General features: G+C 45.7%; 14 protein-coding genes. 10 read left to right on the top strand and 4 right to left on the bottom strand.

The window, feature by feature from the left end; all coding sequences use genetic code 11:
- Window positions 1–202: 202 nt before the first annotated feature.
- The 7 genes from ACMXI2_RS11730 (at window position 203) to ACMXI2_RS11700 (ending at window position 14,030) form a co-directional block, all read left to right on the top strand.
- The gene (locus ACMXI2_RS11730; protein WP_483781772.1) at window positions 203–6,319 is read left to right on the top strand and encodes a fibronectin type III domain-containing protein; all 6,117 of its coding nucleotides are present in this window, start codon (window positions 203–205) and stop codon (window positions 6,317–6,319) included.
- Between the two features lie 393 nt (window positions 6,320–6,712).
- A complete protein-coding gene (locus tag ACMXI2_RS11725; RefSeq protein WP_483781771.1) occupies window positions 6,713–8,899 on the top strand; it encodes a GumC family protein in 2,187 nt (728 codons plus the stop codon).
- A gap of 10 nt (window positions 8,900–8,909) precedes the next feature.
- Complete coding sequence (locus tag ACMXI2_RS11720) at window positions 8,910–9,989, top strand: acyltransferase family protein (RefSeq protein WP_483781770.1); 1,080 nt, start codon at window positions 8,910–8,912, stop codon at window positions 9,987–9,989.
- A gap of 120 nt (window positions 9,990–10,109) precedes the next feature.
- A complete protein-coding gene (locus ACMXI2_RS11715) occupies window positions 10,110–11,543 on the top strand; it encodes an O-antigen ligase family protein (RefSeq protein ID WP_483781769.1) in 1,434 nt (477 codons plus the stop codon).
- Window positions 11,540–12,256, top strand: coding sequence for a TolC family protein (locus ACMXI2_RS11710; protein WP_483781768.1), 717 nt, complete (start codon window positions 11,540–11,542; stop codon window positions 12,254–12,256). The genes ACMXI2_RS11715 and ACMXI2_RS11710 overlap by 4 nt, the downstream gene beginning before the upstream one ends.
- A 58-nt stretch (window positions 12,257–12,314) precedes the next feature.
- On the top strand, window positions 12,315–13,082 hold the full coding sequence (locus ACMXI2_RS11705; RefSeq protein WP_483781767.1) for a carboxylesterase family protein: 768 nt from the start codon (window positions 12,315–12,317) through the stop codon (window positions 13,080–13,082).
- A 6-nt stretch (window positions 13,083–13,088) separates the two neighbouring features.
- Complete coding sequence (locus tag ACMXI2_RS11700; RefSeq protein WP_483781766.1) at window positions 13,089–14,030, top strand: alpha/beta fold hydrolase; 942 nt, start codon at window positions 13,089–13,091, stop codon at window positions 14,028–14,030.
- Window positions 14,031–14,108: 78 nt separating this feature from the next.
- Here ACMXI2_RS11700 and ACMXI2_RS11695 read toward each other — a convergent pair whose 3' ends face one another.
- The 4 genes from ACMXI2_RS11695 to ACMXI2_RS11680 form a co-directional block, all read right to left on the bottom strand.
- On the bottom strand, window positions 14,109–15,515 hold the full coding sequence (locus ACMXI2_RS11695; protein ID WP_483781765.1) for a right-handed parallel beta-helix repeat-containing protein: 1,407 nt from the start codon (window positions 15,513–15,515) through the stop codon (window positions 14,109–14,111).
- Between the two features lie 561 nt (window positions 15,516–16,076).
- Window positions 16,077–17,333: a methionine adenosyltransferase gene (metK, locus tag ACMXI2_RS11690; RefSeq protein WP_483781764.1), complete on the bottom strand. Its 1,257-nt coding sequence runs from the start codon at window positions 17,331–17,333 to the stop codon at window positions 16,077–16,079.
- Between the two features lie 21 nt (window positions 17,334–17,354).
- A complete protein-coding gene (locus ACMXI2_RS11685; RefSeq protein ID WP_483781763.1) occupies window positions 17,355–18,716 on the bottom strand; it encodes a DUF4270 family protein in 1,362 nt (453 codons plus the stop codon).
- A gap of 97 nt (window positions 18,717–18,813) precedes the next feature.
- Window positions 18,814–19,632, bottom strand: a complete 819-nt coding sequence (locus ACMXI2_RS11680; RefSeq protein WP_079467430.1) for a glycogen/starch synthase — start codon at window positions 19,630–19,632, stop codon at window positions 18,814–18,816.
- A gap of 110 nt (window positions 19,633–19,742) precedes the next feature.
- Between ACMXI2_RS11680 and panC the strand changes: the two genes are divergently transcribed.
- The 3 genes from panC (at window position 19,743) to ACMXI2_RS11665 (ending at window position 22,127) form a co-directional block, all read left to right on the top strand.
- Window positions 19,743–20,606: a pantoate--beta-alanine ligase gene (gene panC, locus ACMXI2_RS11675; RefSeq protein WP_483781762.1), complete on the top strand. Its 864-nt coding sequence runs from the start codon at window positions 19,743–19,745 to the stop codon at window positions 20,604–20,606.
- A gap of 115 nt (window positions 20,607–20,721) precedes the next feature.
- Window positions 20,722–21,066: an aspartate 1-decarboxylase gene (panD, locus tag ACMXI2_RS11670; RefSeq protein ID WP_133811105.1), complete on the top strand. Its 345-nt coding sequence runs from the start codon at window positions 20,722–20,724 to the stop codon at window positions 21,064–21,066.
- Between the two features lie 50 nt (window positions 21,067–21,116).
- Window positions 21,117–22,127 carry a lysylphosphatidylglycerol synthase transmembrane domain-containing protein gene (locus ACMXI2_RS11665; protein WP_483781761.1) on the top strand — a complete coding sequence of 337 codons (1,011 nt, stop codon included), beginning with the start codon at window positions 21,117–21,119 and terminating at the stop codon, window positions 22,125–22,127.
- Window positions 22,128–22,257: the final 130 nt, after the last annotated feature.

Genomic DNA, 22,257 nt, shown 5'->3' with positions numbered 1-22,257 from the left:
ACTTACAGCCATTTTTCCAAAGACCTCATCCTTCGATAAAGCCACGTCAACTTTGGATAACAGATATCCGGAGTGTATTTAATTTTTACCATCTCCTTTGAATTGCAAGTATGTCCGGCTTTCCGGATCAGGCTTGTTATACTTTTTTTCCTGCAGTTGAAGCCGAATGACTGCCGGATAACATAACATATAACACACTTCCATGAATCGAACTTTACACCGCATGCTCCTTTTAATGCTCTTAGGGCTCTGCTATCTACCTGCAGTGAAAGCCCAGTCAGCATTAAACCCCAGTGATCCTGTAGTCACTTACAATCCTGCAGCCCCCCCGGCAGATCCGCAGTATGATAAGATCACCAAATGGGTGAGAACAGTCAGGATGAGTTATACCACCAGTTCTTATAAATGCTACATTTATAAGAACATGGCATTTCGCCTGAAATTCCCGAAAACCTATGCCCCTGGTGTAAACGACGGGAAAAAATATCCCATTTACCTGTTCTTTCATGGGGTAGGTGAAAAAGGCACCATCTACGATAACGAATTCCAGTTATTATGGGGAGGCCAGACATGGGCCAACCGTGTTGATAACGGCCAGTTCGACGGTTACCTTATTTATCCTCAAAGCCAGGGTGGTTACTGGGGGCCTAACGACTACGATAACCTGAAAGAGGTGATCGATTCCATCGTTACCAGCGCGAAAGGTGATCCTGACCGTCTGTCTGTAAACGGATTATCCGGTGGTGGATGGGCCACATGGGAATTCACCATGCGTTATCCCCAGTTAACAGCGGCTGCTTTGCCAATGAGCGCGATGGCCACAGATTACGGCAATCATATTGATACCTACAAGTTTACGCCGATGTGGCTTTTCCAGGGCGGCCTGGATGGCAACCCCGCTCCCTATACTACTAACCAGGTGGTGGCATTGATTAATGCCGCCGGTGGTAATTTTAAACTTACTACGTACCCCAACGATGAACATAATACCTGGAATGACGCCTGGAATGAAACAGATTTTGCGCCCTTCATGCTGAGAGCCAACAGGCTGAATCCTTATCCATTATATGGATCTGCAACTTTTTGTCCGGGCCAGACTATCACCGTTGGTATAGCGCCGGGATTTTCGCAATATGAATGGCAGAAAGATGGTGTCACTATATCTACCGGCACTTCTAACTCCATCGTGGTAACCACTCCGGGCGCCTATCGTGTAAGAGGGCAACTGCCTAACGGTTGGACCGGCTGGTCGCCGACCCCGCTGGCGATCAGCTACAAGCCTGCTTCTCCTGCGCAAACCATCACTACCTCCCCTGCCCTTGCCAGCAATGTGCTTCCGGCTCCGGATGGTACTACCAGTCTTACCCTGCAGGTACCTGCGGGTATGCTCAGTTATGAATGGATACGTGCAGGCAGCGCTACCGTTATCAGCACCACCAATACTTTAACCACTTCTACCCCGGGAGCTTATGTAGTGCGTGTTACAGCGCCAAATTACTGCATCGGCACCTATTCTGATACATTCCGGATTGTAAACAGCACCGGCGTGAACGGACCTGATCCTATCAGCAGCCTGGCAGTAAACAGTTTCACCAAAACACAGATCGTGTTGTCGTGGGTGGAAAATGCCACACCAACCTATAATGAAAAGTATTTTGAAATATACCGGGCAACCCAGGCCGGTGGCCCTTATGTGCTTGTTGGAAAAAACAATGCCAACGTAATTACCTTTACTGATAACAATCTTATTCCAAATACGAGCTATTTCTATAAAGTACGTCCTGTAAACGACAATGCGGCCGGACCTCTCTCTGCCGAGGTAAAAGGCACCACTGTTGCAGACAGCTCTGCTCCTTCTGCCCCTCCGTCTTTAACCCTCGGTAGCTATACCAATAACCAGGTAATATTGAACTGGACCGCCGCTACAGATGATGCAGGCATCGCCGGTTACGATATCTATGCAAACAATGTGTTGAGAACATCCGTAGGCAAAGTACTTACTGCAACCGTAACAGGTCTTACAGATGGTACTTTGTATAACTTCTATGTAAAGGCAAAAGATGTGTCGGGAAAATCATCTACCCCAAGTAACCAGGTAACGGTGAGAACCAAAAAAGCAAATCTTAATTATAAGTATTATACCGGTTCTTACAGTAACCTACCCAACTTTACCAACCTTACACCTGCCCAAACAGGCAAGGCTTACGTACCGGATCGGAGCATCGTACCAGCCGGTATTACCACCAATTACGCGGTAATGTGGACAGGTTATATCCGTATCCCGGTTACAGGCTCCTACAAATTTGAAACGTATTCAGACGACGGCAGCAAACTGTATTTTAATAAAACGTATACCAGCTCCGCTACAGCTACAGTAAACAACGATGGTGCACATGCTGCTGCTTATGCATCAGGTACCGTAACTGTAAGCGCAGGTGTGTATCCTATCACGGTTACCTACTTCCAGGGCGGCGGCGGCTCCGCTATGGGCGTATACTGGACCAGCACTGCTGCGGGCATCAATACCCGTACGCTGATACCGGCAGAATCCTTTATTGATACGTCTGTAGTAAACGGTACCGCACCAACATCTCCCAATGGCCTGGCTGTAGCTGTAAATAATTACAGTAAACTAAACCTGACATGGACAGACAGAAGCAATAATGAAACAGGCTTTGAAATATACAGAAGCACCAGCAGCGGCGGAACTTATACCATTGTTGCTACTGCAGCTGCCAACGCGGTAAGCTATACAGATACTGCGTTGAATGCCTCCACTGCTTATTATTATAAGATAAGGGCTATCGGCCTTTATGGCGAGTCGGCCTATAGCGCTGTAGCCAATGCTACCACAGCGGCTAAGCCATTACCGCCGGCAGTGCCTACCAACCTGGTTACACAGGCGCTTTCCACCCAGGTAGTGAAATTAACCTGGACTGATAACAGCACTATTGAAACAGGTTACGAAATTCAACGTTCCCTCGCAGACAGCCTGCACTTCAGCGTGCTGAAAAGCCTGGGTCCTGTGGCCTCCGGACAGGGAACTTTCTCTGATTCTTCCCTCGTTGCCAATACAGTAGTATATTATAAGATAAGAGCTTTCGGTGAAGGCGGTTACTCTGCATTTACCAAAGCAGTGATAGCAAAATCACTGAACAATCTACCGGTGATAGCCAATATCAGCAGTCAGACTATCCGCTACGGCACTACCCAGAGTATCCCGCTGTCGGCTACCGATCCGGATAATGATGCGATTACTTTTAGTCTTTATAACGCGCCTGCATTTTTCTCCCTGCAGCAGAATGCCGGTACCACTTCCCTGATCCTGGCGCCAACAGCAGCACAGCAGGGCGCCTATAACGGTGTTGGAGTGATTGCCACAGATGCTAACGGCGGAAAGGATACCGCACTGTTTAATATCATCGTAAATGATAACTATCCTCCGGTAATAGATTCCGTTGCAGGATGGAGCGCAGATGAAGGAACGCAGCAAACCGTGAAGGTATCCCTGCATGATCTGAATCCGGGTAATACTTACACCTGGACAGCACTCCAGATCCCTCCTTTTGTCACCATAACCAGTAATAATGATACCTGTGTGATCAACCTGCAGCCAGGTTACGGCGCATCCGGTACTTATACTATTAAGTTACAGGCAACCGATAACCAGGGTGGTATTGATGTACGCAGTTTCGTATTAACCGTGGTGGATAAACCAACACCTAACTATAAGCTGCTCCTTAACTTCACGCTGAACAGCCTTGCGCCTGCACCGTGGAATAATATCACAGGGGCTACATCCAACCTGAAAGATGACAACGGACAAACCACCAGTGTTGGCCTGTCGTTCGATGAAACATGGTGGGCAGCCGGAACAGAAGGCGCTACTACCGGTAATAACAGCGGTGTATACCCTGATGCCGTGATGAGCCAGTACCTTTACTTTGGTTCGCTTTCCGGCTTCTTCACCGGTGCACTGTCCATGCACGGACACCTCACCGGTCTGGAAACAAACAGGACTTATTCCATTAAGTTCTTCTCCAGCAGTAAATGGTGGGCGCCGCAGCCGGACAACGGCAGCACACAGTACACTATTAATGGTGTAACCAAAGCCCTGAACGTTCAGAACAATACTACGAATACGGCGGTTTTTGAAAACCTGACAGCAGACGCTAACGGTGAAATCAAATTTACCCTCAGCGTTCCGGCAGGCGGCCAGGTAGGTTACCTGAATGCAATGGAAATAAACGCAGGCGGAGCCGGTGATACTACCATCGTAGTAAATCAGCCTCCGGTGATTACGGCTATTCCAAATAAAACACTGGAAGCCGGAGACACCCTGCATGTACAGTTGCAGGGATCCGATCCTGAAAATGATGCGATTACTTACACCGGTTATAACCTCCCTTCCTTTGTTTCCGTAGTACAGTCTCCGGGTAATCCTTACCTCCTGGTAGCCCCTGCTACCAACAACGCAGGCCAGTTTAATAACATCGGCGTAATTGGTACGGATACACATGGCAACAGCGACACGGCGGTATTTAACCTCACTGTGAATGCGCCGGCAGGTGGAGATACCAGTGGTTATAAACTGTTCCTCAGTATTAAACAGAACAGCACTGCGCCTGCTCCGTGGAATAATGTTACCGGAAGGGTTACCAACAACCTGAAAAACGACCAGGGACAAACCACCGCATCCAGCCTCGTGTTTGATGAAACCTGGTGGGCTACAAATGGTGAAGGCGCTATTACCGGTAATAACAGTGGTGTATACCCTGATGCTGTGATCAACGACTTCCTCTACTTTGGTTCATTGCCGGGCTTCTTCACAGGAGCATCAAGCATGACCGGTCATATCACAGGCCTGGAAGCCGGTAAGAAGTTTACCGTTAAGTTCTTCTCCAGCAGTAAATGGTGGGCGCCGCAACCGGATAATGGCAGCACCCAATTTACTATCAACGGTGTTAGCCAGACACTGTATGTACAAAATAATTCCACGAGCGTGGTGAGCTTCACCAACCTCAGCCCCGACGCGAATGGTGAAATAGTATTTACGCTGAGTATTCCTGCAGGCGGACAGGTAGGTTACCTGAATGCCATCGAAGTTGTAGCGGGTACTTCCACGGAGCCAGCAGTCAATCACGCACCGGTAATAACAGCTATTACCAACCAGAGTGTGGAGGCAGGTTTCAGTCTGAATGTTCCCGTGACGGCAACGGACCCGGACAACAACCCGATTACTTATAGCACCGTCAACCTGCCTTCATTTGTTACATTGGCACAGTCAGGCGGTAACGTATCCCTTTCTATAGCGCCAACTATCAGCGATGCAGGTACTTACAATAATGTAAAAGTTATTGTGAAAGATACTTACGGCGCTGCCGATACCACTACGTTCAATATCACGGTAACTCCGCCACCGAACACAAGCGGCAGTTACAAACTGTTACTGAACTTCAAGCTCAATAACACCGTACCGGCTCCGTGGAACAATATTACCGGCGCCGCGTCTAACCTGAAAAATGACCAGGGACAAACCACTACCGTAGGATTGAGTTTTGATGAAACATGGTGGGCAGCCGGCGTTGAAGGCGCTACTACCGGTAATAACAGCGGTGTATATCCGGATGCAGTACTGGCAGAATACCTTTACTTTGGCTCATTACCTGGCTTCTTTACAGGCGCACCGGTAATGCACGGTCACCTCACCGGGTTAAGTGCCAATACCACTTACACCATCAAGTTCCTGTCTAACAGTAAATGGTGGGCGCCACAGCCCGATAATGGCAGCACCCAATTCACCATCAATGGTGTAAGCAAAACGCTGAGTGCGCAAAACAATACCAGCACAACAGCTGATTTTCTGAACCTTACAGCGGACGCCAACGGTGAAATTGCCTTCACCCTCAGCATCCCTGCAGGCGGTCAGGTGGGCTATCTGAATGCGATGGAAATCATTGCCACCACCAACATCGAGAACCTGGGAAATAACACCCAGCTGATGGGAATGGGCAATTCAATAAGCACCACAACGAACACTGCAAGAAGCAGCATGCTGGTGAACGTTTATCCAAACCCTTATATAGATAACCTGGCCATTGATATGACGCTGCAGAAAACAGCACCTGTAATGCTCATCGAAATCAATGACCTCAGTGGTAAGCGTCTCTACAGCGAAACCAGGAAAGAAGTACCGCAGGGTAAAAACCTGATAAGGATCAATACCCAACGTACAGTGGTACTGCCGGGTGTGTACATCCTGAAGATCACTTCTTCTACCGGTGAAACAAAGAGTGTTAAACTTATCAGGCAGAACTGAGTTGTAACTGAATGATTATTATAAAAGTAAAACCGTTCCGGGCCATGCTCCGGAACGGTTTTTTTTGTAAAATATTCGCTTTACCCGCCAAACTTCAGCGGTTACCAACTAATTTTTACGTTTCACTTAAAAATAAAGTGTGTTTTAATATAATCTTTTACCTTTGAGCCGTAACCGGATATACCTGGATAGCTTTGCTCCCCGGATATCTCCCCATTAACCTCATCCTCAACCAAAAACCTGATATATTGTAAGGCTTATTGCCAAACATTATCATCTTATTTTTTACCATCTCCTCTGACATACCAGTTACCACGCCGGGACAAGGCTGATATACATTTATCTGTGTATCCCACTCCGCGTATCAATTAAAGCTTAAAGGAAAAATTCTATATGGACATTGTGTATTTTATAAAGGCATTGCTTAAAAAGAAATGGTGGATCCTGTTCAGCACCATCGCCGCCGTTGCAGCAGCATTTGCCTTTACCATCGGTAAGCCCAAATTATATGCCTCCACCGCCCAGATGGCGACAGGCTTTACAACAAATGAACAGATCAAACTGCGCGATGAAAATCTGAATCTTTTTGAAGCAGACGTTAAATTTGATAACGTCATTGAGACCATGAATTCCCCGCTGGTAATCGGATTGCTGGCATGTGACCTGATGGTACACGATCTCACCTCCAATAAACCATTCAGACATCTTTCAGAAAAAGATTTAAAAGATCCCCATTATACCAGTGCCAGCAAGGAAGAAATAGTACGGATCTGCCGTCAGAAAATTGACTCGTTGCAAATACTCTCTTCCTCTCAGCCGGAAGAAAGAAAAATACTGGAATTCATGAAGGTTTACCGGTACGACTTTGAGTCTATCCGTAAAATGCTTTACGCCACACGCCTTTCCCGTACAGACTATATCAATATCATTTGCTATTCAGATAATCCTGAATTATCTGCTTACACTGTTAATACCCTTTACAAAGAATTTATCCGTTTCTACCGCAGTTCACGTTCCGAACGTTCTGTTGAAAACGTAGAAACATTTGAAGCACTGGTGAACCAGAAGAAACAGGAACTGGATCAGAAAGTAGAAGCGCTCAGAGGTTACAAAACACAACAGGGCGTGTTAAACGTAGAAACCGCCAGCGGCAACGAATGGGACCTGATCAAACAGTTTGAGAAATCTGTATCAGATGAAAGAGCTAACTACAATAACCTGCAGGCTTCTCTCAATAATGTAAACGCACAGCTGGCTCAGGCAGGCAGTGGCAAACCAACTTACTCCAATTCAAACGGAGAAATAATTACCCTCAGAAAACAGATCAACGACCTGAATGACCAGTATGTAAATTCCGGTTCCACTGATAATGCGCTGGCAGAGAAAATAAAAACGCAGCGCGCCAAACTGCAAAAGGTACTGCTGGACGCCTCCTCTACTACCGGTAAAGTGAGTACCCGCGAAGAACTGATCCAAAGCAGGGATGCGTTGGAAGCACAGGTAAGCGCCTCCAGGTTAAATATCAGCACCCTGGAAGGAAAGATCCGTAATCTTCGTTCCTCTGTTGGATCGTATGCCAATAAGGAAGCTACTGTTACTTCCCTGCAACAGGAAGTAGAGTTAGCCCAGGATGAATATAATAAGCTGAAAGAAAAACTGGGTTCCGCGTTGGATAACCGGAATGTACCACAGGATAATTTCCGTCAAACATTAAAAGGACAGCCGGCTTTCACTCCCGAATCATCCAAAAGGCTGATCATTATGGGCATGTCTGGTATGGCTGTTTTTATGATCTCCTGCATCGGCATCCTCTTCAGGGAGTTTATGGATAATTCACTGAAATCCCCTTCTGTATTCAACCGCAACTCCAACCTGAAACTGATTGCCACTATCAATCATACCAATCTTCAGAGATATAAACTGCTGGAAATATTGCAACGGAAAACGGATGAAGCCCAATGGTTAAAAAGACAAAATGTTTTCCGCGAACTTTTACGCAAACTCAGATATGAACTGGAAAGCAGCGGTAAAAAAATATTCTTGTTCACCAGTACAGAACCACAGCAGGGTAAAACCACATTGCTGCAGGCGGTAGCTTACAGCCTCAGTTTGAGCAACAAGAAAGTGTTGATCATCGACACCAATTTTTGTAACAATGATGTGAGCGTTCAAATGGAAGCAAAGCCAACCCTGGAACATTTCTCTGTGCCACCGGAAGAGTTTTCCATTGAAAAGGTAAAAGAGATTGTTACTACTTACGAGACGCCAGGTATTGAAATTATCGGATGTAAAGGTGGCGATTATACGCCGTCAGAAATTTTACCGCCAAACCACCTGCTCAATTATCTGCCGGAGCTGAAAAAACATTACGATTATATTTTGATGGAAGGCGCGCCACTGAACGATTTCACAGACAGTCGCGAGCTGGCGGCCTACGCCGAAGGCGTGGTAGCCATTTTCTCATCCCGCTTAAAAATGAAACAGATTGACAGAGAATCTTCGGAGTTCCTGGAATCTCTTGGTGATAAGTTCCTCGGAGTGGTTTTGAATAATGTAAAAGAAGATTTTATTGAGCTATGATCTTTAAAACATGTATCAACGGATCTTAAAAGACATATTTAGTTTGCGGCCCGAAAAAAATGATTCGCGTTACGCCTGGATCGATTATGCCAAGGGAATAGCCATTGTACTGGTGGTTTACCGTCATCTGGCATACGGTCTGGTAGCGCGGGGCGTATCTCTTCCAAAAGAGGTACTGGCAACAAACGATATGCTTTACAGTTTCAGGATGCCATTATTTTTCCTGCTTTCCGGATTTTTTTTCAGCAGAAGTGTTGCTAAAAGAGGCGCCGTAAGCTTTGGAATATCAAAGATCAATACGCTATTATATCCCTATATACTTTGGGCAATAATACAAATCAGTTTACAGATTTTATTTTCAGATTATTCAAACGCAGAACGGTCGGGAAGAGATTTTCTGAATATCCTGCTCCAGCCAAGAACGCTGGATCAGCTGTGGTACCTGTTTGCGTTATTCAACGTAACTATATTATACCTGCTGACATCCCTGCTGATCAAAAAGAAAAAGGGCTGGCGACTGGTGATAGGGCTGCTACTGCTGGGTGTAGCGCCCTATGTGCAAAGCTACAGTGCGCTTTATGATATTGCGCTACACTACATCTACTTTGCGATCGGCGATATTACTGCAGCATACTTTTTCCGTGCGCAAACACAACAGCAGTTATCCAACCCGGTAAACCTGCTCGTGCTGACACCGGTGTTTTGTGCCCTGCAATGGTATTACCTGTATCATCAGCAAATGAACCTGTACCTGTTAATGATCATTGCGCTTAATGGCTGTTTGTTTGTAATAATGCTGGCATCCTGGCTCGCAAAGCTGCAGAAGCTGCAGTTCCTGAGCGTAACCGGCCATTATTCTCTATACATCTATCTGCTGCATATTACTGTTTTTGCGGCATTGCGGGCAATGCTGCTGGGTATCGGAATTACCAACGGAATAGTATTGCTGCTGATCTGTATACCATCCGCTATCCTGCTTTCGATTATTGCTTACCGTTTACTGGTAAAAATAGGATGCGGGTTCCTCTTTACAGGAAAGTTCGGTATAAGCCGTTCAAAAGGAAAAATAATGACGCATAATTTTATATGAAAGTACAACCAAAGAAAAAGCCGATAGACCAACATCTCCATCAGATGCTGATCCTCATCTTTATAGCGCTTACTATTATCGCTATGGCTGTTAAAATAGTATTCTTATAAATTGACATAAGTGGAAATTGCGAAAAAAAATATCTTCAATATATTTGTTATTATCGGTTGGGTACTGCTGATTCCGGCTATAGCTTATATCAGCGCCCAGGAGATAAAATACATTGCGTTGCTCATCGGGCTGGTGATAGGAACCACTATTGCTGCGATTTCCATTCTGAATTACCGCGCAGGTTATTTTATCTCCTGTACGGTAGCACTGACAGTACGTTTGCTTGAAAGAATGTCCGGCACGGAAATACCCGTGGGCGTATTGATAGATGCCATTCTGTTAATCACGTTACTGGGCAGTTTGCTAAAGGCAGGAGACGACAGTATTAAGAAAGTAGACTTCCTCCGGGATCCTGTGCTGATCACCTTTTACATTTACGGAGGCTACGTGTTGCTGCAGTTTTTCAATCCTGCGTTTGTTTTCGACCGGCATGGCTGGACCACCTTTGCGCGGGTATTTGTCCGCAATATGATCTTTATGTACCTGGTCATGAAAATGATCCGTAACATGAATGACCTGAAAGTATTCCTGAAATTCTGGATCATCATACTTACGATTGCGGCCTTTTATGCGTGTATTCAGCAATGGTTTGGATTAATGCCATTTGAAAAAGCATACATCGCCAAATACCCGGAGAAATTCAAAACAGTAATCATCCTCACCGGCATCCGTAATTTCTCCTTTGTGTCGGATCCCGCTGTATTTGGTGTTATCATGGCCTGCGGCTGTATTATAAATATTGTATTGCTGACCAGCTCGAATAAAATGATATCTGCATCAAAAAAAGTGTTCCTGCTGATATCACTGGCGCTTCAGTTTATGGCACTGGGATTCTCCGGTACCCGTACGGCTTACATCATGGTTCCAATGGGACTGATCATGATGCTGTTCGTAAACCTGCGGAACAGGAATACCGTAATAGGTGCACTGGTATTTGTATTTGCTTTCCTGGTATTGATGTTTGGTCCGTTTCACGGTAATTCCACTGTTATCAGGATGAGGACTGCCTTCTCCGGTTCAGAAGATGCCTCCCTGAATGTGCGGGAAGTGAACAGGCATCGTATACAACCTTACATATACAGCCATCCTATCGGTGGCGGGTTCCTCAGCTGCGAACCGGGTTCCGGCAGTGAACTGGATGGCTTTCCGCCCGACAGCGGTTATTTACGTACCGCCCTCGAACAGGGATGGATCGGCTTACTGCTCATCATGGTAAATATCTACCTGGTGATGCAATATATGGTCGCCAATTATTTTGCCAGCAGAACAGAAGTGGAAAAGCAATTTACACTGGTCATCCTTTGTGTGATGTTCGCCCTGGTAGTAAGTATTTATGCACAGGAATCATCCGGCCTTATTGAATCAGCCCTGCTTTACTATGCCCTCAACGGCATCTCTATAAAATTAAAATATTTATTATCATCTCCAAATATCACAACATGAAACGAGTACTATTCTTTTTATTAGTAGCATTAACAGGTACAGTGGCAAAGGCGCAAAGAGCCGACACCAGTATTGTGCTGCGCCTGCCTGCAGATCAGCCAACAGTGGTCAGGTTAAAAGCAAGACTGGTGGAGCTTGCGATGGAAAATCCCCAGATCAAAGCATTGGACATAAAAAAACAGATTACAAAATACGACGAAAACAGGGCTAAAGCCGGCTGGCTGGATATGATCGTTGCTTCCGGTAACCTGAATGAATTCACCATTAAAGGAAGCGGTACCACCAGCAACAATACATTGTACCCCAGGTACAACTTTGGTATCAATGTGCCACTTGGACATTTGATCAGCATTCCTAACGAAGTTAAAACTGCGAAGGCAAACGGGAAAGTATTCGAACAACAGAAAGAAGGTGAAAAGCTTGCTTTGAAATCGGCTGTATTGCGCGCCTACGAAGACTATGCAGCAAACAAACAACTGTATGAACTGCAACTCCCCCTGCTGGAAGACTCCTACAATCATTACAAACAAGTGGAGCAGCGTTTCTCAAAAGGAGATCAAAACACTGCTGTGGAAGGTTTGAATGATGCTTACCGTATTTATAATGCAGAAATGGTGCGTAAAGTAAACCTGGAAAGAGAAGTAAAACAATCGAAGCTGGTACTGGAATCAATTATCGGCACTTCGCTGGAAGAAGTATTGCTTCATTTATAATACAGAGGTTTGTGAACATGGTAGCCTGCAAGGCGGATTACTGAAAATAAAATCAAGGATGAGAGTATTTCTTATTATCACGTTTATGTTGCAGACGGCGTTATTGTCTGCACAGGACCTGAAACCATTCAAACAGATTGAGGTACAGATTACGCCCTGGCACCACATTCCAGCGCTCCTGAAACTACCGGACAATCTGAAAGGCGGGAAAAGATACCCGTTACTTATTTGCCTCCACGGCAGAAGTATCGCCGGTACTGATATTACTAAAATCTTCAGACAGGGTGTGGCGAGGCAAATGCACGAAGGAAAGAATATTGATGCCGTTAATAAAGTAGATGGCAAAAAATATGAGTTTATTGTAATGGCGCCGCTGGCTACCAGTTGGTCACTGGGTCCGGAACACCTGGATGCGGCGATTACGGATGTATTGAAAAAATACCCGATCGACTCTTCCCGTATTTACATCACCGGGTACAGTGCGGGCGGATGGTCTGTTGCGATGGCTGTAACCGATAAAAAGATGGCAAAGCGGGTGGCGGCAGCTGTGAACATGTCTCCTGCCACTATTGATGCAGAGAACCTGAAAAGTTTCCAGGTAACTGCCCAGAACAATATTCACGTATGGTATTTCGGCGGCCGTGAAGAACCGGTGTTTCTTGGCAACTGTAAACTTTATGCAGATAGCACGAACAAATACAAACCGGGGCTGACCAAACTGAGCATCGGGGATCATAAACACTGCTGTTGGGAACGATATTACAACCCTTCCTACCGGGAAGATGGTATGAATATTTATGAGTGGCTGCTGCAATTTAAAAGATAACCCTGTATGCCCAGGGTCACGAAATGGATACTATCACTGGCGAGTGGCATTCTATTGCTGCTGATAGCGGCTTTCCTGTTCATTAAACACGGGCAGGAAACCGCGCCTCTTAATGAGCACACACGCAAATCTGCGCCGGGGCAGTTCATCCGTCTGGAACAGGGAAATGTACATTACAGCCTGTATGGCCCCGATACCGCCCGGTTGCTGGTATTGATCCACGGAGGTGGCTGCAGTGGTATGGAAGTATGGAAATATAATATCCCCTATCTCCTGTCCAAAGGCTACCGGGTGCTTTCTTATGATCTATACGGCAGGGGCTATTCCGACCGGCCGGAAACGGTGTATGACCTTAGCCTGTACCGGAAGCAACTGATCGCTTTGCTGGACACGTTACAGCTCCGCCAGCCATTCGATATGATCGCAATGTCAATGGGAGCGCCTATCGGGCTGGATTATGCTGCTGGCCACCCGGAGCGTGTGAAACAGGTTATATTGCTGGGGCCAGCTGCCAGTGGTGACCTTCAGCCCAGCAGGTTGTTGCGGATCCCGGTAATGAGAGATATTTTAATGAGTGGCTACTGGTATCCCCGCTCAGTGGAGAACCAACGGAAAGAATTCGTCAACCAGCCGCTGTTTAACAGCTACGCGGAGCGGTTAAAATATTTTATAAATTTCAGGGGATATAAGCGTATCACGCTGTCGTCCTGGATGAACATGCTGAATCAAAGCCAGCTTTATTTACTGGAGAAAATACCAGCCGGAAAAATATTACTCATCTATGGTAAACAAGACCCCTTTTTCTCAAAAGAAAAATTAAGTTCTTATACTGCTTTATACCCAACTTTAGAAGTACATGAAGTAGACAGTGCCGGGCATATGCCCCATTACGAGCAACCACAGAAGGTGAATGAAATGATGTGGAAGTATCTTGAAGGAAAAAAGTAATGCCCGGTAAAAAAGAAAACAGCCGCCCGGATAACCAAGGCGGCTGTTTCATTATAGCATATTGCTGAATCGTCCGGATTAGTTTGTTCTATAGCCCGTGGTCAGCAACGCTGAACCGGATTTAGGCTGATAGAAATTGTTGGTGTCCACACCAGCATCCGCCACTGTTGCAAATTTGGAATTGGCTTCTGTGCCGGTTCCTTCTGTAACAGCTGCACCATTTTCAGTGTATATGTAGGCGTTAGGAACAATTGTACCGCCACTTACACGTGGTTGAATGAACGCGTTATCTTTCACGATCTGCGCAGCAGTCTGACCGAAATAGCCGTTAACACGGAGAGACACGCCGCCGGTTCTTGCAATAGTGTTGTTGGTGATCTGCACCACTGCCTTGTCGGTTCCTCTCAGGCTCACGCCATCTCCCTGGTTATCTCTCAACAGGTTGTTATGGATAATGTGTGTGGCGCCATTTTCGCCTGATCCGTAAAACTGGATCAGTTCACCCCATCCGTCGTGTACATAGTTGTCGTGCACGTTGGTGTTGGTGGTACGGCCGCCGATCAGGATGCCGCCGTTATGACCTGAATTATGCTGGCCGCCCCAGCTAGTAACGGTATTGCCATATATTTCCAGCTTGTCGATGGCGGCAGTCTGGATGCCATCTGCACCACCATTTGAAACACTATTGTTATAGATCTTTACATTGCGCCATTTAATGGGCTGCACATACTCCTGTCCGCTGGTGAATCCTGAAGGAGCACCATAATAAGGAGCATTAGCAGTGAGGTTCCAGTAAAGGGCAGTATGACCAATATAGAATGCTTCGTTGTTGGTACCGCTGATAGCCACGTCGTGAATCAGCAGGTTGTCCATATAGGAATTAGGGTACTGTGTGCTTACATCGCCCTTTACCGGGTCTGTTTTAGCCCATATCCCTGTACCGCCGTTGCGTATGGTAACATTGGCAATCTCAAAATTATCGGTGTGCTTGCTGAGCGTAAAATTAAAATATGCTTCTCTGCCTGCCTGGGTACTTCCTTCTACTACAAACTCAGATTTTGATTTTTCACCACCCGCTTTCACGTAATGGCAGTTCACAAAACTGATGGCTGTAGACCAGGAACCACCGCTCCAGGATGGATTACCTATTTTAACTACGGTGCCACTGGCGTTTTTAACAATGATAGGGCTGCCTGAAGCGCCTTTCAGGTTATTAAAAACGATAGCAGAAAATGTTCCTTTCAGATTCAGAATTTCTCCGGCTTTGTAGATGCTCCCATCTACAACCAATCTCCCGTCTTTGTCGGGAACAAGCGTGTATTGCTTCCCGCCAACAGGGGGCTTTGCAGCAGTTTCAGTTGGATTATTTTCCGGTAGTACCTGGCTTAATTGATCCTTATTGCAACTTTCAGTTGTGATGACTAAAGCCAGAGCAACGGATACGAATGTAAACATAGACAATCGTGCGGTAATGTAGTGCCTCATGGTTTTTCAGATATTATATGGTTTCAATAAAAAGCTCACAATTACCCATTGGTAAATTGCAAATTGATTCAAGTGATATGGATTCGGTCATTCAAAAAATAATGCACTGCATACAATTGTCTCCGGAAACAATTTAAACGGTCCATTTTAATTTATGGCTGCGAATATCCAGAATTTTGGATATAAAACAGCATCTAAACGGACGTCCCTGGCGAAATATTATGCGCCTGAAATGGGGCTTTATGAGTTATAACGGATTTCAGGAAACCAACTGATGTCTTTATGCATTTAATCCCAAATGGACCGAGCCGATAATGCGCTTGCCAGTCCTCAAACGTAGGCCAATCAATAATATTACTATTAAATATGATGTAAAATAAATAGTAATATGTAACTTTTTTTGAACTTTTTATAAAAAAAATGAAAAACTTTTCCACATTCTGAAAATGTGATAAAATGAAGCACAAATGAATAAAAAGGTACAGGCTCTAAACAAAAAAGCCGTCTCAATAGTTGAAACGGCCAGGTTGTAATTAAATTATATATATGTTTCCGGAATGACTATAACCCGAAAGCTGCTTTTACTTTATCAACGTAATCCAGCTTCTCCCATGTAAACAGCTCAACTTCCACACTCTTCTCGTGTTTCTTGCCTTTATTGAAGACTTTGGTAACCACTTTAGATTCGCGGCCCATATGACCATAAGCAGCAGTTTCGCTGTAGATAGGGTTGCGCAGCTTCAGTCTTTGCTCGATTGCATAAGGACGCAGGTCAAAGATCTCTTCAATCTTCTTTGCAATCTCGCCATCTTTCAGTTTCACTTTGGAGGTACCGTTGGTGTTTACATAAATACCGCAGGGTTTAGCCACACCAATGGCGTAGGAAACCTGTACCAGTATTTCGTCGCACACACCTGCAGCCACCATGTTTTTGGCGATATGACGGGTTGCATAAGCAGCGGAACGGTCTACTTTGGAAGGATCTTTACCGGAGAAAGCGCCACCACCGTGAGCACCTTTACCACCGTAGGTGTCTACGATGATTTTGCGGCCGGTTAAGCCGGTATCACCGTGAGGACCACCGATTACAAATTTACCGGTTGGGTTGATATGGTGACTGATGTTGAAGCCATCAAACAGTTTTTGCAGTTCCGGTTTCAGCTGTGCTTTTACGCGGGGGATCAGGATATTGATCATATCTTCCTTGATCTTTGCCAGCATTTTCTCGTCCTGGTCGAAATCATCGTGCTGGGTAGAAATCACGATAGAATCAATTCTTACCGGTTTATTATCGTCAGAATACTCGATAGTTACCTGGGATTTGGCATCCGGACGCAGGTACTTTATTTCTTTATTTTCACGACGGAGTACAGCTAGTTCCAGCAACAGTTTGTGTGCCAGATCCAGTGCCAGCGGCATGTAGTTTTCTGTTTCGCGGGTAGCATAACCAAACATCATCCCCTGATCTCCTGCACCTTGTTCTTCCGGAGATTTACGGTCAACGCCCTGGTTGATATCCGGAGATTGTTCATGAATGGCAGAAAGAATTCCACAGGAATTCGCTTCAAACATGTATTCACTCTTGGTGTAACCAATTTTACGGATTACTTCTCTCGCAATGTCCTGCACATCGAGATATGCCTCTGATTTCACCTCTCCTGCCAAAACAACCTGGCCGGTAGTTACAAGCGTTTCACAAGCTACTTTAGATTTTGCATCGTATGCCAGAAAGTTGTCGATCAAAGCGTCAGAGATCTGATCAGCTATTTTATCAGGATGTCCTTCTGAAACGGATTCAGATGTAAATAAATAAGGCATAAAAAACTGGGATTAGTAGTTTTATGGTTTAGTGTAAATAATTCTGAGCTTGATATTATACTGTGACAGATTACTACCACCGACTTTCACACGATTCAGATCCATGTACAACGGCGAATATCCTTCAAGCCTGAAACCCTTGTTGGTATCCAGTTTCCTGATAAACCGCTGCATGGTATTGGCGAGGTTAAAGGTGTATTGCACCACCTGTACGCCTCCAAAGTTGGTAATCACCTGGCGGGTGCCGCCAAAATAGGCTGCGCCTCCACCTGTATAATAGTCTGCGGGGATCTTGGTGGTATCACCGTTTGTATACTGGCGTAAAGATAAGCTTCCTGGTTCAATAAATATATTATTCATATCGCTTGGGCCGGAAGTTATTTGTGTAATTACCAGTTCTGCTTTATTGATCAGTACATTCGGGAAGTTTTCCAGACCGGGTATAGTCAGATTGGTAAACAGCCCCGGTGCGGCGTTCAGGAAGAGGATACTATCCCCGTTCGGGTTGTTGGTATTGATAAACCTGGCAGCCTGCGAGCCATTGTAATTACGGGTGAAGTAATTGGCATGGGCGCTGGCATACTGATCGAACGACATGGTAGCCCGGAGCGAATCGTCTGTGGTGTTTTTGTAGAACACCGTCAGTTTGGTATTGGTATTGTTCAGGTTCAGGTAGATCATGTTCCTGTTGGTACCGAGATTAGTATCCGGTACAATGGCAAACCCTTTCAGGTAGGCGCGGAAGGAAGAATCTGTGGCAAAGGCGCCATCAGACTTCTGGCTCAGCAGCTGATTACCAAAAGCGGTGCTCAGTTTAATACGCAGCTGGGCGGTTTCCTTCGTGCCGTAAATGCTTACGGAATCGCGGAGCGACAGTGGCGTAACGGTAGCGGTACCCAGTAACTCTCCCGGGTTATAAGCCAAAGCTTTGTTATAAGCGTAGCTGGAGTCAATGGTGAACCCGGTTTCAGCCATCCGGTACACCCGGAAGGTTTGAGGCGAGGAAGAATCACCGGTATAGCCGCTATAGCTCAGCGACAATACAACAGAATCCAGTGTTTGACCGGTACCTTCAAAGGTAAAGGCGCTTTTGGGTAACGACACCTGCGTGTATACGAAAGCGTGAGTTCTGCCAAAAACAGGGTCGGTGGTAACAGATCCCAGGATTTTATTATAGGCGTTTTGTCCGTTTAAAATAGAGGAATCATACCGGAGTATATTGTTGGCAATAATACCGGTGAGCGTTGTGTCCTGTGCATTCACAAAATCGCCGGGAGGAATTAGACCACTTCCCAGGATAGTGGATTTGTTACAACCGGTTGCTCCGTACAGCAGAGTAATATAGGTAGCTAAGAAGCTAAGGTTCCTGAAATTGATCTTCACGCGTTATGTTGTTAGTGAGTATTGGTTTTACTGCCCGAACATGCTTTAAATATGCTTTAAATACGCTTCAACTACGCTTTAAAGGTGGACTTGATCGCTATTTACCCAGCAGTTGATTATACAATTGCAGGTAATCGCCCAGATCATCGTTGTCTTTTTTAAACGGCAGAATGATCTTTCCTTTTTCCGCTTTCACTTCGTCCACTACTTTCTTTTCCAGTTTATCACCGGCCAGTACAACCGCGTCCGCGTATTTTGCCGCTCCCCTGTTCAGTGCAGTGTTGGTACCTTCCTTAAACAGTTCCATATCTTTTTCCTTGATCTGGTTACTGATTGTGGCCTTCTTAACAAAGGTAGTGCCTAACTTTTCCTTGAACGTATTGGGAGTCAGCGAATATATGATCTTTGAATTGGCAAAGACAGGCTCTTTTTTGTAAGCCGTTTTCAGATACATAGGTATCAGAGAGGTCATCCAGCCACTGCAATGAATGATGTCCGGAGGCCATCCGAACTTTTTCACCGTTTCCAGGGCTCCTTTACAAAAGAAGACAGCTCTCGCTGCGTTGTCGTCAAAAAACTCTTCGTTTTCATCGGCAAACACAGTTTTACGCTTAAAATAATCTTCATTATCCAGGAAGTAAACCTGCAACCGGGCGTTTGGAAGCGAAGCCACCTTGATAATCAACGGGTAATCATCCCCGTCAATCACAATGTTGATCCCCGACAATCTTACGACCTCGTGCAAACGGTGTCTTCTCTCATTAATAATTCCAAATCTAGGCATGATCACTCTCACTTCCAGGCCAGCCTCATTGGACTTAATTGCCATTTTATTGACCATTGCCGCGTAATCACTCAATTCCAGGTACGGCGACATCTCTTGGGCAATAAAAAGAATTCTTTTCTTTGTGGACATTTAACGCTGATTATTAATGCAGTAATTTTTAATTTGGCTTGCAAAATTACGGATTTTTTACGGAATATTGGTCAATCTGTCAGTTTTAACATCCTTTTAAGCAATGATTTATGTATCTATTTAAGCGCAGCGCAGACCTGAAGAAGCACCTGGACCTGGTAAGAAAAAGCAACAAAAGCATTGGTTTTGTGCCCACTATGGGAGCCCTCCATGCCGGTCACCTGTCACTTATTCAGGCAACCCGGCAAAAAAATGATGTGGTCGTTTGCAGCATCTTTGTCAATCCAACTCAGTTTAATGATCCAAAAGATTTTGAAAAATATCCCATCACAATAGAAGAGGATATAAAAAAATTAAATAATGCGTCGACAGATATACTTTTTTTGCCATCCGTAGAGGAAATGTATCCCGGAGGCCTGGAAAGCGATCTGCATTATGACTTCGGCGACCTGGAAACAATCCTTGAAGGTAAATTCCGCCCAGGGCATTTTCAGGGCGTGGGTCGTATTGTACACAAGTTACTGGATATTGTGCAACCTGACCAGCTTTTTATGGGACAAAAAGATCTGCAGCAATGTCTTATCATCCGCCGGCTCCTCGCAATAACCCATTCGCCGGTAAAGCTGGTGGTGTGTCCTACCGAAAGGGAAAAAGACGGTTTGGCCATGAGCAGCCGCAATGCGCGCCTCTCTCCCGCCGCCCGGAAAAAAGCAGTGGGGATCTACCAGGCCCTTCTTCATATAAAAAACAACTTCGGGAAAGGTCTCCACTTTATGGAAGGCGCCCATGAAGCTTTTGATGCACTCAAAAAACAAGGCTTTGAACCGGAATACGTGGATATCCTCCAGCTGGATAATGATACCCTCATTCACCTGGATCAGCCTCCCGGAAACGCCACGGTAGTTGTTGCCGTTGCTGCCTGGCTGGATGGCGTCCGGCTCATCGATAATATGATACTGCAGGGCAGTCTCTAACCTTATCCCGCAAGGGATGCAGCAGGCACTGCATTACTGCTGCATCCCCTGTTCGATCTTCCGTATTTTTTTCCTAGCTTTGCAAACGCTCTATAGCGCTAAGCCAGTATAAATTATGCAAATCGAAATTTTAAAGTGTAAGATTCACCGCGCGGTTGTGACGGAAGCCAATCTGCAATATGTTGGAAGTATTACGATTGACGAAGACCTTATGGACGCCGCTGGTTTAATCGAATATGAAAAAGTGCAGGTATTAAACGTAAATAACGGAGAACGCCTGGAAACCTATGTGATCAAAGGAAAACGTGGTTCAGGTGTGATCTGTATGAATGGTCCCGCTGCCCGTCTTGTTGCCCCAGGTGATATAGTAATTATTATTTCCTATGCCACTATGGATTTTGAAGAAGCGAAAAAATATACGCCTATTGCCATTTTCCCCAAAGAAGGAAATAAACTGTAAACCCGTATCTGTACCTGTTTTTAACTAACGCCCTAAAATAACTTTGGATCATGCCCAAAATGCTTAAGAACGTCATTAAGTTTATTTGCTTTTTCGGCATTGGGGTGCTGTTGATATGGCTTTTTACCAAAGACATCACAACAGAACAATGGGAACAGATCAACACCGCTTTCCGTAAAGCCAATTACTGGCTGCTCATACCCACCATGACCATCGGTATTGCCAGTCACTGGTTCAGGGCCATAAGATGGAAACTGCTGATGAAACCACTGGGCCATCAGCCCACCACCCTGAATACCTTTTTTGCGGTGATGGTGGGGTACCTCGCCAACCTCGCGGTACCCCGCCTAGGAGAAGTAACCCGCTGCGGGATACTGGCCCAATATGAAAAAGTACCGGCCGACAAACTGGTAGGCACCATGATCGCGGAACGCGCGGTAGATATGGTTTGCCTGCTTCTGCTCATGGCCCTCACCGTATTGACCCAGCTGGATGTTCTGGGCTCCTATGTCAATGAATCGATCTTTGTACCGGTATCCAATAAAATAGCACACGCCAATGGTATCCAGCTGCTGATAGGCGTTGTGATACTCGCCGGCGTAATACTGCTTTTACTCTGGCTGCTGAAAAAATTTGCCAGGTCCAAAGTAGCTATCACCATTAAAAATCTTGCAAGAGGTATCATGGAAGGCATTCTTTCTATCGGCAAAATGGAAAATAAAGGCTGGTTCCTGGTACATACGGTGTTGATCTGGTCCTGCTACCTGTCGCAGGTATACATCGGGTTCTTCTGCCTGAAAGAAACCAGTCACCTGGGCATCAGCGCCGCTCTCGCCGTACTGATGATTGGTAGTGTAGGCATGATCGTTACCCCCGGCGGTATTGGCGCTTACCAGCCCCTGGTACAGAAATCACTGGAGCTGTACGGCATCCCCCTGGTTATCGGCTTTGCCTTTGGCTGGATCATCTGGGTGGCCCAAACCGTGCTCGTGATCCTGCTCGGCTTCATCAGCCTGGTGGCGTTGCCGATATACAACAAAAAGCTGCCGGCGCGCGGGTAGAGCGGAGGGATCGCCTTCGGCGATGGAAATTGTCCTGGAGCAGGATTACACTGATTATACTGATTTTTTTGATTGATTACTTTTGATTTTTATAATGATCAAGGGAGATAAGAGCGAATATACCCGCTTA

The sequence above is a fragment of the Chitinophaga sp. G7 BAM 1005 genome (assembly GCF_057126945.1).
Note: the sequence above shows the minus strand (reverse complement) of the source record. Positions and strands in the feature narration are given on the sequence as shown.

Excerpts from the sequence above, each read along its gene's own strand:
- ACMXI2_RS11730 (WP_483781772.1), top strand. The coding sequence starts at position 203 with ATGAATCGAACTTTACACCGCATGCTCCTTTTAATGCTCTTAGGGCTC.
- ACMXI2_RS11725 (WP_483781771.1), top strand. The coding sequence starts at position 6,713 with ATGGACATTGTGTATTTTATAAAGGCATTGCTTAAAAAGAAATGGTGG.
- ACMXI2_RS11720 (WP_483781770.1), top strand. The coding sequence starts at position 8,910 with ATGTATCAACGGATCTTAAAAGACATATTTAGTTTGCGGCCCGAAAAA.
- ACMXI2_RS11710 (WP_483781768.1), top strand. The coding sequence starts at position 11,540 with ATGAAACGAGTACTATTCTTTTTATTAGTAGCATTAACAGGTACAGTG.
- ACMXI2_RS11705 (WP_483781767.1), top strand. The coding sequence starts at position 12,315 with ATGAGAGTATTTCTTATTATCACGTTTATGTTGCAGACGGCGTTATTG.
- ACMXI2_RS11700 (WP_483781766.1), top strand. The coding sequence starts at position 13,089 with ATGCCCAGGGTCACGAAATGGATACTATCACTGGCGAGTGGCATTCTA.
- ACMXI2_RS11695 (WP_483781765.1), bottom strand. The coding sequence starts at position 15,515 with ATGAGGCACTACATTACCGCACGATTGTCTATGTTTACATTCGTATCC.
- metK (WP_483781764.1), bottom strand. The coding sequence starts at position 17,333 with ATGCCTTATTTATTTACATCTGAATCCGTTTCAGAAGGACATCCTGAT.
- ACMXI2_RS11680 (WP_079467430.1), bottom strand. The coding sequence starts at position 19,632 with ATGTCCACAAAGAAAAGAATTCTTTTTATTGCCCAAGAGATGTCGCCG.
- panC (WP_483781762.1), top strand. The coding sequence starts at position 19,743 with ATGTATCTATTTAAGCGCAGCGCAGACCTGAAGAAGCACCTGGACCTG.
- panD (WP_133811105.1), top strand. The coding sequence starts at position 20,722 with ATGCAAATCGAAATTTTAAAGTGTAAGATTCACCGCGCGGTTGTGACG.
- ACMXI2_RS11665 (WP_483781761.1), top strand. The coding sequence starts at position 21,117 with ATGCCCAAAATGCTTAAGAACGTCATTAAGTTTATTTGCTTTTTCGGC.